Origin of the sequence: Enterobacter sp. DN (assembly GCF_046054285.1) — a bacterium.
Classification (GTDB): Bacteria; Pseudomonadota; Gammaproteobacteria; order Enterobacterales; family Enterobacteriaceae; genus Enterobacter; species Enterobacter hormaechei_C.
This window is the reverse complement of record NZ_JBJJTG010000001.1, coordinates 61,119-75,596: the sequence shown is the minus strand read 5'-3', so window position 1 is coordinate 75,596 and position 14,478 is coordinate 61,119. Positions and strand designations below refer to the sequence as shown.

At 53.9% G+C, this 14,478-nt stretch carries 17 protein-coding genes; 10 read left to right on the top strand and 7 right to left on the bottom strand.

Annotated features, from left to right (window positions below; translation table 11 throughout):
- Positions 1–69: 69 nt before the first annotated feature.
- From ACJTMZ_RS00385 to ACJTMZ_RS00375, 3 genes are all read right to left on the bottom strand, one after another.
- Positions 70–1,089 carry a Zn-dependent oxidoreductase gene (locus ACJTMZ_RS00385; protein WP_033486750.1) on the bottom strand — a complete coding sequence of 340 codons (1,020 nt, stop codon included), beginning with the start codon at positions 1,087–1,089 and terminating at the stop codon, positions 70–72.
- A 14-nt stretch (positions 1,090–1,103) separates the two neighbouring features.
- Entirely contained in the window at positions 1,104–2,318 is a 1,215-nt protein-coding gene (gene manD / locus ACJTMZ_RS00380; protein ID WP_408626797.1) for a D-mannonate dehydratase ManD, read from the bottom strand.
- A 111-nt stretch (positions 2,319–2,429) separates the two neighbouring features.
- Positions 2,430–2,756: a YnfA family protein gene (locus tag ACJTMZ_RS00375; RefSeq protein WP_003857412.1), complete on the bottom strand. Its 327-nt coding sequence runs from the start codon at positions 2,754–2,756 to the stop codon at positions 2,430–2,432.
- Positions 2,757–2,906: 150 nt separating this feature from the next.
- Here ACJTMZ_RS00375 and ACJTMZ_RS00370 point away from each other — a divergent pair, with 150 nt between their 5' ends.
- The gene (locus ACJTMZ_RS00370) at positions 2,907–3,245 is read left to right on the top strand and encodes a DUF1283 family protein (protein ID WP_006808856.1); all 339 of its coding nucleotides are present in this window, start codon (positions 2,907–2,909) and stop codon (positions 3,243–3,245) included.
- Positions 3,245–3,805, top strand: a complete 561-nt coding sequence (gene speG / locus ACJTMZ_RS00365) for a spermidine N1-acetyltransferase (RefSeq protein WP_003857416.1) — start codon at positions 3,245–3,247, stop codon at positions 3,803–3,805. Before ACJTMZ_RS00370 ends, speG begins: the two co-directional genes overlap by 1 nt.
- A 17-nt stretch (positions 3,806–3,822) precedes the next feature.
- On the opposite strand, the gene ACJTMZ_RS00360 is transcribed toward speG, so the two are convergent.
- Positions 3,823–4,533, bottom strand: coding sequence for a YnfC family lipoprotein (locus tag ACJTMZ_RS00360; protein WP_408626796.1), 711 nt, complete (start codon positions 4,531–4,533; stop codon positions 3,823–3,825).
- A 192-nt stretch (positions 4,534–4,725) separates the two neighbouring features.
- Between ACJTMZ_RS00360 and ACJTMZ_RS00355 the strand changes: the two genes are divergently transcribed.
- The 7 genes from ACJTMZ_RS00355 (at position 4,726) to ACJTMZ_RS00325 (ending at position 11,121) form a co-directional block, all read left to right on the top strand.
- Complete coding sequence (locus tag ACJTMZ_RS00355) at positions 4,726–5,580, top strand: benzoate transporter (protein WP_003857421.1); 855 nt, start codon at positions 4,726–4,728, stop codon at positions 5,578–5,580.
- Positions 5,581–5,682: 102 nt separating this feature from the next.
- On the top strand, positions 5,683–5,988 hold the full coding sequence (locus ACJTMZ_RS00350) for a DUF1161 domain-containing protein (protein ID WP_003857424.1): 306 nt from the start codon (positions 5,683–5,685) through the stop codon (positions 5,986–5,988).
- Between the two features lie 130 nt (positions 5,989–6,118).
- Positions 6,119–8,557, top strand: coding sequence for a selenate/tellurate reductase subunit YnfE (gene ynfE, locus ACJTMZ_RS00345; RefSeq protein ID WP_126805272.1), 2,439 nt, complete (start codon positions 6,119–6,121; stop codon positions 8,555–8,557).
- Positions 8,558–8,567: 10 nt separating this feature from the next.
- Positions 8,568–9,185 (top strand): DMSO/selenate family reductase complex B subunit, encoded by a 618-nt coding sequence (locus ACJTMZ_RS00340; RefSeq protein ID WP_252010572.1) that lies wholly within the window; start codon positions 8,568–8,570, stop codon positions 9,183–9,185.
- A gap of 1 nt (position 9,186) precedes the next feature.
- On the top strand, positions 9,187–10,041 hold the full coding sequence (locus ACJTMZ_RS00335; RefSeq protein WP_246933754.1) for a dimethyl sulfoxide reductase anchor subunit family protein: 855 nt from the start codon (positions 9,187–9,189) through the stop codon (positions 10,039–10,041).
- Positions 10,042–10,085: 44 nt separating this feature from the next.
- Positions 10,086–10,700, top strand: a complete 615-nt coding sequence (gene dmsD / locus ACJTMZ_RS00330; RefSeq protein WP_017384547.1) for a Tat proofreading chaperone DmsD — start codon at positions 10,086–10,088, stop codon at positions 10,698–10,700.
- A 109-nt stretch (positions 10,701–10,809) separates the two neighbouring features.
- Entirely contained in the window at positions 10,810–11,121 is a 312-nt protein-coding gene (locus ACJTMZ_RS00325) for a YebG family protein (protein ID WP_017384548.1), read from the top strand.
- 114 nt (positions 11,122–11,235) lie between these two features.
- Here ACJTMZ_RS00325 and ACJTMZ_RS00320 read toward each other — a convergent pair whose 3' ends face one another.
- From ACJTMZ_RS00320 to ACJTMZ_RS00310, 3 genes are all read right to left on the bottom strand, one after another.
- Positions 11,236–11,550, bottom strand: a complete 315-nt coding sequence (locus ACJTMZ_RS00320; protein ID WP_062938981.1) for a hypothetical protein — start codon at positions 11,548–11,550, stop codon at positions 11,236–11,238.
- A gap of 38 nt (positions 11,551–11,588) precedes the next feature.
- The gene (gene catA, locus ACJTMZ_RS00315) at positions 11,589–12,266 is read right to left on the bottom strand and encodes a type A chloramphenicol O-acetyltransferase (protein ID WP_015570622.1); all 678 of its coding nucleotides are present in this window, start codon (positions 12,264–12,266) and stop codon (positions 11,589–11,591) included.
- Positions 12,267–12,351: 85 nt separating this feature from the next.
- The gene (locus ACJTMZ_RS00310) at positions 12,352–13,236 is read right to left on the bottom strand and encodes a LysR family transcriptional regulator (protein ID WP_063659924.1); all 885 of its coding nucleotides are present in this window, start codon (positions 13,234–13,236) and stop codon (positions 12,352–12,354) included.
- 114 nt (positions 13,237–13,350) lie between these two features.
- Between ACJTMZ_RS00310 and ACJTMZ_RS00305 the strand changes: the two genes are divergently transcribed.
- The gene (locus tag ACJTMZ_RS00305) at positions 13,351–14,478 is read left to right on the top strand and encodes an alpha/beta hydrolase (RefSeq protein WP_045907541.1); all 1,128 of its coding nucleotides are present in this window, start codon (positions 13,351–13,353) and stop codon (positions 14,476–14,478) included.

Genomic DNA, 14,478 nt, shown 5'->3' with positions numbered 1-14,478 from the left:
GCTATCTCTGCAAGGTAAGATGCGTACCACTGAGAGCCTGTCTTCGCAGGCTCTTAACCGCGTGAATTATTATTGGTCGAACGTGAGCAAGACTTTGCAGCACTGCCGCTGGTCTTTTTCAAACAGTTCGATGGCGTCTGTAACGTGGTGATAGTCAAATGTATGGGTGACCAGTTTTTCAGGGTCGATCAGCCCTTTTTCCAGCCAGTCAATGACCACCGGGAATTTGTTGGCATTCAGGCGCGAAGAGAAGATCGACAGCTCTTTGCCGGTGATCCCCTGCTGCACAATCTGGCTCGGGTCGCTGGAGAAGCCCATCAGCACGATGCGCGCCGCCGGAGACGCCAGCGTAATCGCTTCCTGTAAAATGGACGGATGACAGGCAGCATCGATGATTAACGTCGGCTTGATGCCTTTTTCATCCAGCGCGGTCTGTAGGGACTGCTCGCCGTTGTTGAAAACCCAGTCTGCGCCGCTGCGTTGCGCCATCTCCAGCCGCTCATCAATGCGATCCACCACGATGACCTGCTTCACCTTGTAAACGCCCTTCAGCGCCTGCACGGTGACCAGCCCCATCGGGCCTGCGCCGTAAATCAGCGCCACATCCTGTTCGGTGGGTTTCGCCTGCCCCGTTACGTTGGCGGCAATGGTGAATGGCTCAACCATCACCGCGTGGTGGTCAGGGATCGCATCCGGAATGCGCCAGGCATTTTTCGCCGGCACCACGGCGTATTCGCTGAAGCCGCCGTCACGGTGGACGCCCAGCACCACCAGCGAAGTACAAACGTTCGGTTTTCCAACGGAACACGGGTAGCAGTGCCCGCAGCTGATCACCGGATCAACCGAAACGCGCTGGCCCAGTCGGGTGCCCTCCACGCCTTCGCCAACCGCGTCTATTTCGCCAAAGAACTCGTGACCGATTACCCGCGGGTATTTCGCAAACGGGTTATGCCCGCGATAGATATGGCTGTCTGAACCGCAAATACCGGCGAGCTTAATTTTGACGCGGACGTCGCCTGCGCCCGGCAACGGGAGAGGACGCTCTTCAATCACCAGCACATCCGGCTGTTGGATCACTACGCTTTTCATCATTCGCTCCTCGTTTACCAGTTCCAGAGGGTGCCGTCTTCCAGACGGGCCACCGGCAGATAAGCCGGATCGTACGGGTATTTCGCCGCCAGCTTCTCATCAAACTCAATGCCCAGCCCTGGCTTGTCGCCCGGGTGCATATAGCCGTTATCGAAGCGCCAGCTGTGCGGGAACACTTCCAGCATCTGCTCCGAATACCCCATATACTCTTGCACGCCAAAGTTCGGTACCCACAGGTCAAAATGCAGCGCCGCGGCGTGGCAAATCGGCGACAGATCCGACGGGCCGTGTGAGCCGGTACGCACCTGATAAAGTGAGGCAAAGTCCGCAATGCGACGCATCCCGGTGATGCCGCCCGCATGGGTTATGGTGGCGCGGATATAGTCAATGAGCTGCTCTTCAATCAGCTGCTTGCAGTCCCAGATGCTGTTGAACACTTCCCCCACCGCAATTGGCGTGACGGTGTGCTGGCGGATCAGGCGGAAACACTCCTGGTTTTCAGCGGGAGTCGGATCTTCCATCCAGAACAGACGGTACTCTTCAATGCTTTTGCCGAATCGCGCCGCTTCGATGGGCGTCAGACGGTGGTGCATGTCGTGAAGGAGATGTTCATTGAAGCCGAACTGACTGCGCACTGCGTCGAACAGTTTCGGCGTGAAGTCGAGGTATTTTTCAGTGGACCACAGCTGCTCTTCCGGCCAGGCGCCCTTGGTCGCTGGCTCATACGCCAGCCCTTTTCCTTTTGCCATGCCGTAGGTGGTTTTCATTCCCGGCACGCCGCACTGCACGCGAATTGCCTTGAAGCCCATCTCTTTATGACGGGCATAATCTTCCAGCACGTCGTCAATGGTGTGCCCGGTGGTGTGACAATAAACCATCACCTCTTCCCGGGAGGCTCCGCCCAGAAGCTGATAGAGCGGCATGTTCGCGGCTTTCGCCTTAATGTCCCACAGCGCCATATCCACGGCAGAAATCGCTGACATGGTGACCGGACCACGACGCCAGTAAGCGCCTTTATAGAAGAACTGCCAGATATCTTCGATGCGGTGCGCATCGCGGCCAATCAACTGAGGGCACAGGTGATCTTTCAGGTAGGAGGCAACGGAAAGTTCACGTCCGTTCAGCGTGGCATCACCCAGGCCGACAATGCCCTCATCGGTGGTGATTTTAAGGGTGACAAAGTTACGCCCCGGGCAGGTGACAAATACTTCAGCCCCGACAATCTTCATAATCCATTTCCTTACATCGCTCGTTGTGATGCAGGAAATTTACGCAACTACACTACTACCATACAAGTATAATGATCGTAAAATCAGCGGGCGATCACACTATAAGGACGCTTATGCGCGTCCCCAACCGGCCACGATGATCAACATGCCGCACAGGGCAATCAGCGCGCCTGCCCAGTCATACAGGCTTAGCCTGACGCCATCGACAACGCGCAGCCACAGCAGCGCGGTACAGACGTACACTCCGCCGTAGGCCGCATATACCCTCCCGCTGGCGGCCGGATGCAGGGTGAGCAGCCAGACAAAAAGGGCCAGGGACACACCCGCCGGGATCAGCAGCAGCGCGGAAGCGCCCCGCTTTAGCCAGAGCCACGGCAAAAAGCATCCGATGATTTCGCACAGCGCGGTCGCGAAAAAAAGCAGCGTCGTTTTGAACATTTTTCTCGTTTCGTGAGGATTGATTTAGACATCATACGCGATAATGTTCACATCGTTCCCATACCTGCCGCGCGGGTATGACACCCTTTCGGATTGGTGTAGAATCCAACGGGGTAATCCGATTGTCTGCACCCGTTTAAAGGAAACGCTATGACTACATTAAGCAAACGCCTTTGTCTGACAGCCGTACTGGCGCTGTCATCGTTCGCCTTCGCCGCAACGGCATCAGCCGAAACCAGCAAACTCATCATTGAGTCTGGTGACAGCGCGCAAAGCCGTCAGAACGCCGCCATGGACAAAGAACAATGGAATGACACCCGCAGTCTGCGTCAGAAAGTGAATAAGCGCGTGGAAAAAGAGTGGGATAAAGAAGACGTCGCGTTTGATGCCCGCGACAAATGCCAGCAAAGTGCCAACGTCAACGCTTACTGGGAGCCTAACACCCTGCGCTGTCTGGATCGTCGTACTGGCCGCACGGTAGCACCGTAATGTCGACGCCGTGTGACGTTAAGCTCCGTCCGCTGGAGCGCGAAGATTTACGCTTTGTTCACCAGCTCGACAACAATGCCAGCGTGATGCGCTACTGGTTTGAAGAGCCTTATGAGGCGTTTGTCGAGCTGTCCGATCTTTACGACAAGCATATCCACGATCAGAGTGAACGCCGGTTTGTGGTGGAGTGCGAAGGTGAGAAAGCCGGGCTGGTTGAACTGGTTGAGATCAACCACGTTCACCGTCGGGCAGAATTTCAGATCATTATTTCACCGGAGCATCAGGGGAAAGGTCTTGCGTCGCGGGCGGCAAAGCTGGCGATGGATTACGGGTTTAACGTCCTGAATCTCTACAAGCTTTACCTTATCGTCGACAAAGAGAACGAAAAAGCGATTCATATCTACCGTAAGCTGGGCTTTATGGTGGAAGGTGAACTGATCCATGAGTTCTTTATTAACGGCGAATACCGTAACACCATCCGCATGTGCATTTTCCAGCATCAGCATCTGGCCGGGCATAAGTCCTCCTCCGCCAGCCTGCTTAAACCCACCGCGCAGTAACCTGCGCGGTTTTATTCTCAATAATATTCAATGCTGTTTTTGATGGTGTACTTGTGCTCAACGGCAGGTTTGACGCTGTCATCGGTGATCACCAGCTCACAGCTCACCGGGTTATTGTGGCGATCGTAATCACAGCTCTGCTTTACATTGCCCATCGGTTTATCGTTCAACAGGCTTACCGCCGTATAATCCATGCGCTTGCGCAGATCTTTCGACGGCACCGACTTGACCGATAAACGCTTGTCGCCGGAAACCGTAGTTTTACCCAGCGGGTAGCCGTCGGCGTCATACTGGTACTTCACTTCCATCTCTTTGCTGTGCGCGGCAACCACAAACCCGTTATCGTCGGTGTCCCACGTCAGGCCGGCAGACGGCAGTTCCGCCAGCTGACATTTCCCCTGCAACTTTACCTTCTGCTGCTGGGTTTCTGCATCGATGTAGTAGTTAGCATCCAGCACCAGCGCAACGCCCGTATTAGCATCGAGATCGTGCAGTTCAAGCGTATCGAAACACCCTTCCGTTGACATCGTGCCGGTCACACGTTTAGAGACTTCACCCTTATCGTTGAACAGCGTCTGGGTAAAATCCTTCACCGGCCCGCGCAGAGGATCAAAGTCAAACTCGTTCGAAAAATTCGCCATCTCCGGCGTAAATGACAGCGGCGCGGTGTTGTTGTCGCATCCCACCAGTACCGTTGCCAGTAGCGTTATCGCTGCGTATTTGTTCACATCATTTACCGTTCAAAGAGAGATACAATCATATTAGCAAATACAGCAACTTACATAACAGCACTTCATTTGACTCTTTGCGCTGTATAAATCCGTCGTTTGCATTGACGAGACCTGCCAAAGTGGCTACTTTGGGCGCGGAAGATTCCACACTATTATAAAATTATATTCTTAAATTTTCGGGTTAACATCATGATTTACGACTGTTTTTTATACTATGACGAAGATATGTTGCTCGACATCAGATTACATACTCTCGCTGATGTCGTTGACCGTTTTGTCATTGTAGAAGCAACACACTCTTTTACGGGCATACCGAGAGAATTGCATTTCGATATTACAAAGTTTGCCAAATTCAAAGACAAAATCATTTACGTGCCTTTTGACGCGCAGCCTATTTTAAACCGTGCGGATAATAACCAGGTTGATGCCTGGGCAAATGAAGCAGCGCTTCGCAACTCCATTATGAACGGGTTAAAAGACGCGGCAGACGACGATCTGATTCTGGTGTCAGACGTTGACGAAATCTTCTCTCCCGACACGGTCAGGGCCATTAATCCGCGCGCGCTCTGCACGACTATTCATCAAAACGTGTTCAACTATCAGTTTAATCTCCAGGTTCACAACACGGATGGTACGCCGAGAAAATGTACCCTGCCCCGCGCGACGTCCTATTACAACCTTAAGCATTTCTTCCACGGTGAGCCTGAATCTTTCAGAAACTGGAAGCGTGCGCGCAAAGATAAAAACTGGTCATGGTTTAAATGGAACTGGCTAAAAATCAATAATAAAATTGTGAAAGATGGCGGCTGGCATTTCTCATGGGTAATGACTCCAGAAAGAATTTCCGAAAAAATGTCTACCATTTCTCATACCGAATACGATCTGCCGGAATTTAATAACCCGGAACATATTATGAAGGTTATTACCAACGCCGAAGATATCTGGGGACGAGACCGAAAACTGGTCAGGCAAGAGGTATCAAAACGCACCCTGCCTTCTTATCTGGTAGACAATCAGCACCATTACTCGCAATTTATTTTATGACGCAGGCAGGGCTCCAGGACAATTCAGAAAGACAGGTCCAAAAACAAAAGCTTACCCTAACCCTGCTATGCTTACAGTCTACACAGTGAAAAGGAGCTACAGATGAAACGGTTACCCTGGATTACCGCCCTGCTGTTAATGAGTGCTTCACCCGCTCTTCTTGCGGCCCCGGACTCCTGCGAGCGCGTGAAAAGCGACATTCAGCAGAAGATTATCAACAACGGCGTACCGGAGTCTGGCTTTACCCTGAACATCGTCCCGAACGATCAGGCCGATCAGCCGGATGCGCAGGTCGTTGGGCATTGTGCCAACGATACTTTCAAAATTTTGTACACCCGCACCAGTAGCGGCAACTACCCGGTGAGCGGCGCAGGTACGCAAGAGAATGCGCCCGCTGAGCCGCAATGATTTTCCCACTCAATTCCCCTGATTTGACGAGGATTAATATTTAATACCTCTAAATAAGTAACACTCCCCCCATCATTAGCCCGGTTGTAGTCACGGGTGAAAATAATTATTAACAATGATGGGGTGAGTTATGTCCGAAGTTGAACATCACGGCGGTATAAGCCGTCGAACTCTGGTTAAATCTACTGCCATAGGATCCCTTGCGCTTGCCGCCGGTGGGATCGCATTACCTTTTGGTCTGAAAAGCGCCGCCGCCGCTGTGCAGTCCGCTATTCAGCCCGCAGAAGACAAAGTCGTCTGGGGCGCCTGCTCGGTAAACTGCGGTAGCCGCTGCGCGCTGCGTCTGCACGTTCGCGATGACGAAGTCTACTGGGTTGAAACGGATAATACCGGCGAGGATATTTACGGCAACCATCAGGTTCGCGCCTGCCTGCGAGGCCGTTCAATTCGCCGTCGCATTAATCACCCAGACCGTCTGAACTATCCGATGAAACGCGTGGGCAAACGCGGAGAAGGCAAGTTTGAGCGTATCACCTGGGAAGAAGCGCTGGACACCATCGCCGCGAGCCTGAAAAGCGTGGTCGAAAAATACGGCAACGAAGCGGTCTACATTAACTACTCCTCCGGAATTGTAGGCGGCAACATCACCCGCTCCTCCCCTTATGCCTCGCTGGTCGCGCGCCTGATGAACTGCTACGGCGGCTTCCTCAGCCACTACGGCACCTACAGCACCGCGCAGATCGCCTGCGCAATGCCCTACACCTACGGCAGCAACGACGGCAACAGCACATCGGATATCGAAAACACCAAACTGGTCGTGATGTTCGGCAATAATCCGGCGGAAACGCGCATGAGCGGCGGCGGGATCACTTACTACCTTGAGCAGGCGCGCGAACGGTCAAACGCGCGGATGATCGTTATCGATCCGCGCTACACCGACACTGCCGCAGGGCGTGAAGACGAGTGGATCCCGATTCGTCCGGGCACCGATGCCGCGCTGGTGGCAGGTATTGCGTGGGTGCTGATTAATGAAAATCTGGTCGATCAACCTTTCCTCGATAAATACTGCGTGGGTTATGACGAAAAAACCCTGCCGGAAGGCGCACCGGCTAATGGTCATTACAAAGCCTATATTCTCGGCCAGGGTGATGACAAAACCGCGAAAACCCCTGAGTGGGCGTCTCGCATAACGGGCATCCCTGCCGATCGCATCATTAAGCTGGCCCGTGAAATCGGTTCGGCGAAACCGGCCTACATTTGCCAGGGCTGGGGCCCGCAGCGTCAGGCTAACGGGGAGCAAACGTCCCGCGCCATCGCCATGCTGCCGATCCTGACCGGCAACGTCGGTATTAACGGCGGCAACAGCGGCGCGCGCGAATCGACCTACACCATCACCATCGAACGCATGCCGCTACCGGAAAATCCGGTGAAAACGCAAATTTCCTGCTTCAGCTGGACGGATGCCATTGCCCGTGGACCGGAGATGACCGCCCTTCGCGACGGCGTACGCGGCAAAGATAAGCTCGATGTGCCGATCAAGTTCATCTGGAACTACGCGGGTAATACCATCATCAACCAGCACTCCGATATCAACAAAACTCACGACATTTTGCAGGATGAGAACAAGTGCGAAACGATCGTCGTCATCGACAACTTTATGACCTCGTCCGCGAAGTATGCCGATATTGTTCTGCCGGACCTGATGACCGTCGAGCAGGAAGATATCATCCCCAACGATTACGCCGGCAACATGGGATACCTGATTTTTCTCCAGCCGGTTACCGCCCCGAAGTTCGAGCGCAAGCCCATCTACTGGATCATGAGTGAAGTGGCGAAACGCCTCGGACCGGATATCCATCAGAAATTCACCGAAGGCCGTACGCAGGAGCAGTGGCTGCGCTACCTGTACGCCAAAATGGTCGCCAAAGATCCGCTGCTGCCATCCTACGATGCGCTGAAAAAAATGGGTATTTATAAGCGCAAAGATCCTAACGGACATTTTGTGGCCTATAAAAAATTCCGTGACGATCCGGATGCCAATCCGCTGAAAACCCCGTCGGGCAAAATCGAGATCTACTCCAGCAAGCTGGCGGATATTGCGGCAACCTGGGAACTGCAAAAAGACGAAACCATCACCCCGCTGCCGGTCTATACCTCAACCTTTGAAGGCTGGGACGCGCCCGAGCGCAGCAAGTTCCCGCTGCAACTGTTCGGTTTCCACTTTAAAGCCCGTACCCACTCCAGCTACGGCAACGTGGATGTGCTCCAGGCCGCCTGTCGCCAGGAGGTGTGGCTTAACCCTGTGGATGCGGAGCAACGTGGAATCAAAAACGGGGATATGGTGCGCGTCTTCAACGACCGCGGCGAAGTGCGTATTGCCGCGAAAGTCACCCCGCGCATCATGCCCGGCGTAAGCGCGATGGGCCAGGGCGCCTGGCATGACGCCAACATGAATGGCGATCGTGTCGATCACGGCTCCTGCATCAATACCCTGACCACGCACCGCCCGTCACCGCTGGCGAAGGGCAACCCGCAGCACACGAACCTGGTGCAGATCGAGAAGGCATAAGGATTAACCGATGACTACCCAGTATGGATTTTTTATTGATTCCAGCCGCTGCACCGGGTGTAAAACCTGCGAGCTGGCCTGCAAGGATTACAAAGATCTGACCCCGGACGTCAGCTTCCGGCGTATTTATGAATATGCGGGCGGCGACTGGCAGGAGGACAACGGCGTCTGGCATCAGAATGTCTTCGCCTATTACCTGTCGATTGCCTGCAACCACTGCGAAGATCCGGCCTGCACCAAGGTCTGCCCGAGCGGGGCAATGCACAAGCGCGACGACGGTTTTGTGGTGGTGGACGAGGATGTCTGCATCGGCTGTCGCTACTGCCACATGGCCTGCCCGTACGGCGCGCCGCAGTACAATGCCGCCAAAGGCCACATGACCAAGTGCGACGGCTGCCACAGCCGCGTGGCGGACGGCAAAAAGCCCATCTGCGTCGAGTCCTGCCCGCTGCGCGCGCTGGACTTTGGCCCGATTGAGGCGCTGCGCAAAAAACACGGCCAGCTTGCTGCCGTCGCGCCGCTGCCGTCTGCGCACTTCACGAAGCCGAGTATTGTGATTAAACCTAACGCTAACAGCCGTCCGACGGGTGACACCACCGGCTACCTGGCAAACCCGAAGGAGGTGTGAGATGGGAAGTGGATGGCATGAATGGCCGCTGGTGATCTTCACCGTTTTCGGGCAGTGCGTGGCCGGCGCGTTAATCGTGATGGGCTTCGTCTGGCTTAAGGAAAATGATGACAAGGCCAGAATGCGCATCGTGCGCAGCCTGTTTTTTCTCTGGCTGGTAATGGGTATTGGGTTTATGGCCTCGGTATTGCATCTTGGCTCCCCGCTGCGTGCCTTCAACTCACTTAATCGCGTGGGCGCGTCAGCGCTGAGTAATGAGATCGCGGCGGGTTCGGTCTTCTTTGCCGTGGGCGGTTTCTGGTGGCTGGTGTCGGTTATCGGTAAAATGCCCCCAGCTTTGGGCAAAATCTGGCTGGTTGTCAGCCAGATCCTGGGCATTGTTTTTGTCTGGGCGATGACCCGGGTCTATCAGATAGAGACGGTCCCGACCTGGTATACGGGTTACACCACGCTGAGCTTCTTCCTGACGATGGTTCTGGCTGGTCCTCTGCTGGCCGCGCTGCTGCTACGCGTCGCAAACGTGACATTCAAAGGTACTCTTGCCGCGTCAGTCAGCGTACTGGCACTCATCGTCTGCGTGGCGGTCGTCGTGTTGCAAAGCAATACGCTGGGGACAATACACAGTTCCATCCAGCAGGCTAACGCCCTGCTTCTGGATTATGGTTCGCTTCAGGTATGGCGCATCGCGTTGCTGGCGGCGGGTTTAGGCTGCTGGATCTGCCCGCTGATTCGTCGTCAGGAGCCAAAAACGCTCGGCCTGTTTGCAGGTGTCGTGCTGGTGGCGCTGGGTGAACTGATTGGCCGTGGGCTATTTTATGGTCTGCATATGACCGCAGGGTTAGCAATTGCAGGTTAACACAGGTGCGCGGGGCTACCCGCGCGCAAGTAAGGAAAGTTGTAATGAATGACGTCTCACACCGCGAATCGTTCGCGTTCAGCGCCCGGGTACTGGGCGCGCTGTTTTATTTCGCTCCAGACAGCGAGCAGACCGCGCCGCTGGTGAGTGCCCTGACCGCAGGTGACTGGGTTCAGGACTGGCCGCTGGCGGAGGAAAATCTGCTGCCTGTCGCCAGTATGTTTAAGACCCCATCGGATGAAGCGTTGAAAGACGCCTGGCAGCGTCTGTTTATTGGCCCGTATGCCCTGCCCGCCCCCCCGTGGGGCTCGGTCTGGCTTGATCGCGAGTCCGTGCTGTTTGGCGATTCGACCCTCGCGTTGCGTCAGTGGATGCGTGAAAACCATATCGCCTTTGAGATGCAGCAGAATGAGCCCGAAGATCATTTCGGAACGTTGCTGATGCTGGCGGCATGGCTTGCCGAGAACGGTCGCGAAACAGAACGCGACCAGCTTCTTGCCTGGCATCTGCTGCCATGGAGCACGCGTTTCCTTAGCGTATTCGTTGAAAACGCGGCCCATCCGTTCTACACCGCGCTGGGTAAACTTGCCCAGCTGACGCTGGCGGAATGGCAGTCCACTTTGCTGATCCCGATTGTCGAAAAAACGCTGTACCGATAACAGCACCTGGCTTGTCCACCCGTTGTGCAGGCCAGGCTCGCACATTTTTGCTGCAACACAACGTCACAACTGCTATACTGTATATAATTACAGTATACGGGGGTGCACAATGGCTGTTGAAACAAAATTTGTTGTCGTAAGAAAAGGTGAAGAAAAAATGACATTTGCCAGTAAGAAAGAGGCTGACGCTCACGACAAGCTGCTCGATATGGCAGAAGCGTTTACCGACTGGCTGTTGCAAAGCGGAATGCAGATGGATGAAACGCAGGCGGAGAACCTTGGTCTTTATCTCGCCGAGCAGAAAGAGTCCGTGCAGCATATCCTGCGTACCAGCAAGCTTCCCGAGCTCAATGCTGAAACGGATAAAACAGCATCAGATGCGGACAGCAGCAAAAAAATCCGGGCCGTCAAAGCCGCCTGATCGTCAGAACGTCTAATCACCTGTCCTTCCGCCGCGGGCCGGAAACGGCTCGCGGCTTTATTAAGGTCGGCTGAACCTTATATTCATCAACCGTAACCCTGAAAATACGTCCTGTTATCTTGATTTGTCCGCCTCAACGTTTACGCTGATATTCAGCCTTTTTGCTTCCATGGTTATCATTGTTTTGGCCAGGTCCTTATCGCCCCCGTGCACTTTATCTATCAGATCCTGTACAAGGGTCATCATCAGGAAATTTTTATTCGCAGGGTAGAAATCTGTCATAGTGATCCCGTTATCCTTCAGGCGCTGATGCGCCACCGTCTCTGTATCTGCGATTATTTCAGCCATTTTCTCATGCATGATCTCGATCTGCTCGAAAACAATGCGGTTAATCATTTCAATCTGTTCTGGCGTAAAATTCGGTTCCATTATTTCCCCTCGTCAGGCGTATGTTAAAAACACGTGAATCACACGTTGAGCGCCTCTGAATGGTGCGGTAAATTATCACACAACTCTTGTAACTCGTTGATCAGCCTGGCCACATGGAAACCGTCACAGACAGAATGATGGACCTGAACGGCGAAAGGCAACAAGACCTTTCCATCCTGGTTATAGTATTTTCCAAACGTGAACATGGGCGCAAAAAAATTCCGCATGTTAGCGACGTTGACGTTAAAACTGCTAAAACTGACCCACGGAATATCCGATATGAAGAATATATTCTCCCGGGACTCTTCTTTAGGCCAGTAAGCAAGGATATTGCCATAGCGGGCAACATCTTCTGCATAAACGCGCTGAAAATGGTGAATATTTCCATCGTAATGACTCCATAACGATGAAAATGTCTCCGTTTCTTTATGGAAAAGGGTATAGCTTGGATGAACCTCATTCCATATTACAAGCTCATCATCCTTCATGGCCATACGGAATTCCGGATGCCGGTTTACGACGTCAGAAATAAGGGAAATAATCGCAGGATAAAATTTCCAGCCAACCTCTTTGATATGCTTTAGCAGCACGGTAATGTCCAGCTGAACCGTTTGGTTAAATGTAGATTGAGCAAAGCCCTGAAATACTTCAAAGTGTTCCTTTCTTGCCCAACGTGATAAGTCAACTACCGTATATTCTGGCATTATTTTTGTCATTTCAGAGCCTTAGTTGAGCTGCGCTATATAAAATAGTAGCGTATCACAAACGTAGGGGCTGTATAGACCGTAGCGAAGAGGCACCCTAAATTTTCAGCGTATCAATCACCGCTCTCAACGCCGGGGATACGTTGCGGTGTGGATAATAGAGGTACAGTCCGTCCATCCGCAGGCTGTAGCGCTGTAAGACGCGTATGAGCGTGCCACGCTCCAGATCGTCAGCCACCAGCTCAACCGGGACATAGGCCAGCCCGAGTCCCAGCCGGGCCGCTTCGGCCTCCATGTAGCTGTCGGAAAAGGCCCATTGCCCCTCCGGGCGGTGAGTAACATGCTTCCCGTCCTGAACAAGCTCCCATTGATAGTGGTTACCGTCGGCAAACTGGTAAGCAATGCAGGGATGAGCATCCAGATCGGCGGGCGTCTGCGGGAAACCATAGCGCCGAAAATGCGCCGGAGCGGCAACCACAGCCATCTCCATATCGGGCGTGATGCGCACGGCAATCATTCCTTGTCCCACCTCCGGCCCAAGCCGGACGCCCGCGTCGAATCGCTCGGCAATGATATCCACGAACCGGCTCTCATTCATCAATTCCAGACGGATATCCGGGTAACGCTGTTTGAAGATAGCGAGCTTTGGCAGCAGGCATTTTTCGATGGCGTGCTGGCTGGCATTAATGCGCACCGTGCCGGATGGCGTCTGGCGGTAATGCGCCAGTCTGGTCAGCCCGGTATCGAGCGCATCAAAGGCTGAACCAGCGGTCTGGAAAAGTTGCTCCCCGGCGTGGGTCAGCGACAGTTTGCGCGTTGTACGCACCAGAAGCCGAACGCCCAGCCGCTCTTCCAGCTCGCGAACCGATCGACTGATCCCGGATTGTGCCAGCCCGAGCCGTTGCGCGGCTGCCGTGAAGCTTCCCTCCCGCACCACCTGGATAAACAGATACAGCTCATTGTAGTTTTCCCGCTTCGCCATCATGCCTCATCAATTCATAACAATATGATATTAATCCTAGCAGCCTTTGGCCTCTAATCAGCACTATTTCTGCTAACTATAATGACCGCATTACAACAACACACGGTACCTCTTATGCAAACATTCACCCAAAAACTGTCCGTTGCGCTGCTGCTATGCGCATCATTAAGTGGAGTGACAACAATGAGTTATGCAGAAACACGAAATCCTGCCGCCCCCGTTTCGATGGTGACAACCTGGGATAAGACCTTCGTCGAGAGCAATAAAGTCGACCACCGCAAGGTGACGTTCGAGAACCGATACGGGATCACCCTGGTCGGCGATCTGTACATTCCCAGGAACAGCGGCGACCAGAAGCTGGCGGCGATTGCCGTCAGTGGACCATTCGGTGCGGTTAAAGAACAATCCAGTGGTCTTTACGCCCAGACTCTGGCTGAACAGGGGTTCGTGACCCTGGCCTTCGACCCATCCTACACGGGTGAAAGCGGCGGCCAGCCGCGTAACGTTGCCTCCCCTGACATCAACACCGAAGACTTTAGCGCCGCAGTGGATTTCCTCGGATTACAGAAAGAAGTCGACCGTAACCGTATCGGCATTCTCGGGATCTGCGGCTGGGGCGGTATGGCGCTGAACGCGGCATCCATGGATACCCGCGTGAAGGCGGTCGCCACCAGCGTAATGTACGATATGAGCCGCGCGATGGGTCACGGCGTGGGCGACGGGAGAGATCGTTATTCAGCGGCCGATCGCCGGGCCGTGTTGCAGTATCTGAACGCGCAACGCTGGAAAGATGCTGAAAGCGGCACCTTCGCCCATGGCGGCCACGATATTTATGTCGATGAAAACGGTAAGGTAACGGCGGCCGGGCGTATTCTGCCGGAAGCATTACCCGCCGATCCGCATCCGGTACTGAAAGAGTTCTATGATTACTACCGTATGCCGCGCGGCTTCCATGCCCGTTCCGTAAACTCCACCGGCGCATGGACCGCGACCATGCCGTTGTCCTTTATGAATATGCCGCTGCTGAGCTATGCCGGGGAGATCACCATCCCAACGCTGATTGTGACCGGTGAAAACGCGCACTCACGTTATTTTGCGGAAGATGCGTTTAAAGCTGTCGGCAGCAAACAGAAGGAACTGGTGATTGTTCCCGGTGCGAATCACGTTGATCTCTACGATAACGTCGCAGGGAAAATCCCGTTCGCGCAGTTCGGGCAGTTTTTCAAAACCAGTCTGGATTAA

Excerpts from the sequence above, each read along its gene's own strand:
- ACJTMZ_RS00385 (WP_033486750.1), bottom strand. The coding sequence starts at position 1,089 with ATGAAAAGCGTAGTGATCCAACAGCCGGATGTGCTGGTGATTGAAGAG.
- manD (WP_408626797.1), bottom strand. The coding sequence starts at position 2,318 with ATGAAGATTGTCGGGGCTGAAGTATTTGTCACCTGCCCGGGGCGTAAC.
- ACJTMZ_RS00375 (WP_003857412.1), bottom strand. The coding sequence starts at position 2,756 with ATGTTCAAAACGACGCTGCTTTTTTTCGCGACCGCGCTGTGCGAAATC.
- ACJTMZ_RS00370 (WP_006808856.1), top strand. The coding sequence starts at position 2,907 with ATGACTACATTAAGCAAACGCCTTTGTCTGACAGCCGTACTGGCGCTG.
- speG (WP_003857416.1), top strand. The coding sequence starts at position 3,245 with ATGTCGACGCCGTGTGACGTTAAGCTCCGTCCGCTGGAGCGCGAAGAT.
- ACJTMZ_RS00355 (WP_003857421.1), top strand. The coding sequence starts at position 4,726 with ATGATTTACGACTGTTTTTTATACTATGACGAAGATATGTTGCTCGAC.
- ACJTMZ_RS00350 (WP_003857424.1), top strand. The coding sequence starts at position 5,683 with ATGAAACGGTTACCCTGGATTACCGCCCTGCTGTTAATGAGTGCTTCA.
- ynfE (WP_126805272.1), top strand. The coding sequence starts at position 6,119 with ATGTCCGAAGTTGAACATCACGGCGGTATAAGCCGTCGAACTCTGGTT.
- ACJTMZ_RS00340 (WP_252010572.1), top strand. The coding sequence starts at position 8,568 with ATGACTACCCAGTATGGATTTTTTATTGATTCCAGCCGCTGCACCGGG.
- ACJTMZ_RS00335 (WP_246933754.1), top strand. The coding sequence starts at position 9,187 with ATGGGAAGTGGATGGCATGAATGGCCGCTGGTGATCTTCACCGTTTTC.
- dmsD (WP_017384547.1), top strand. The coding sequence starts at position 10,086 with ATGAATGACGTCTCACACCGCGAATCGTTCGCGTTCAGCGCCCGGGTA.
- ACJTMZ_RS00325 (WP_017384548.1), top strand. The coding sequence starts at position 10,810 with ATGGCTGTTGAAACAAAATTTGTTGTCGTAAGAAAAGGTGAAGAAAAA.
- ACJTMZ_RS00320 (WP_062938981.1), bottom strand. The coding sequence starts at position 11,550 with ATGGAACCGAATTTTACGCCAGAACAGATTGAAATGATTAACCGCATT.
- catA (WP_015570622.1), bottom strand. The coding sequence starts at position 12,266 with ATGACAAAAATAATGCCAGAATATACGGTAGTTGACTTATCACGTTGG.
- ACJTMZ_RS00310 (WP_063659924.1), bottom strand. The coding sequence starts at position 13,236 with ATGGCGAAGCGGGAAAACTACAATGAGCTGTATCTGTTTATCCAGGTG.
- ACJTMZ_RS00305 (WP_045907541.1), top strand. The coding sequence starts at position 13,351 with ATGCAAACATTCACCCAAAAACTGTCCGTTGCGCTGCTGCTATGCGCA.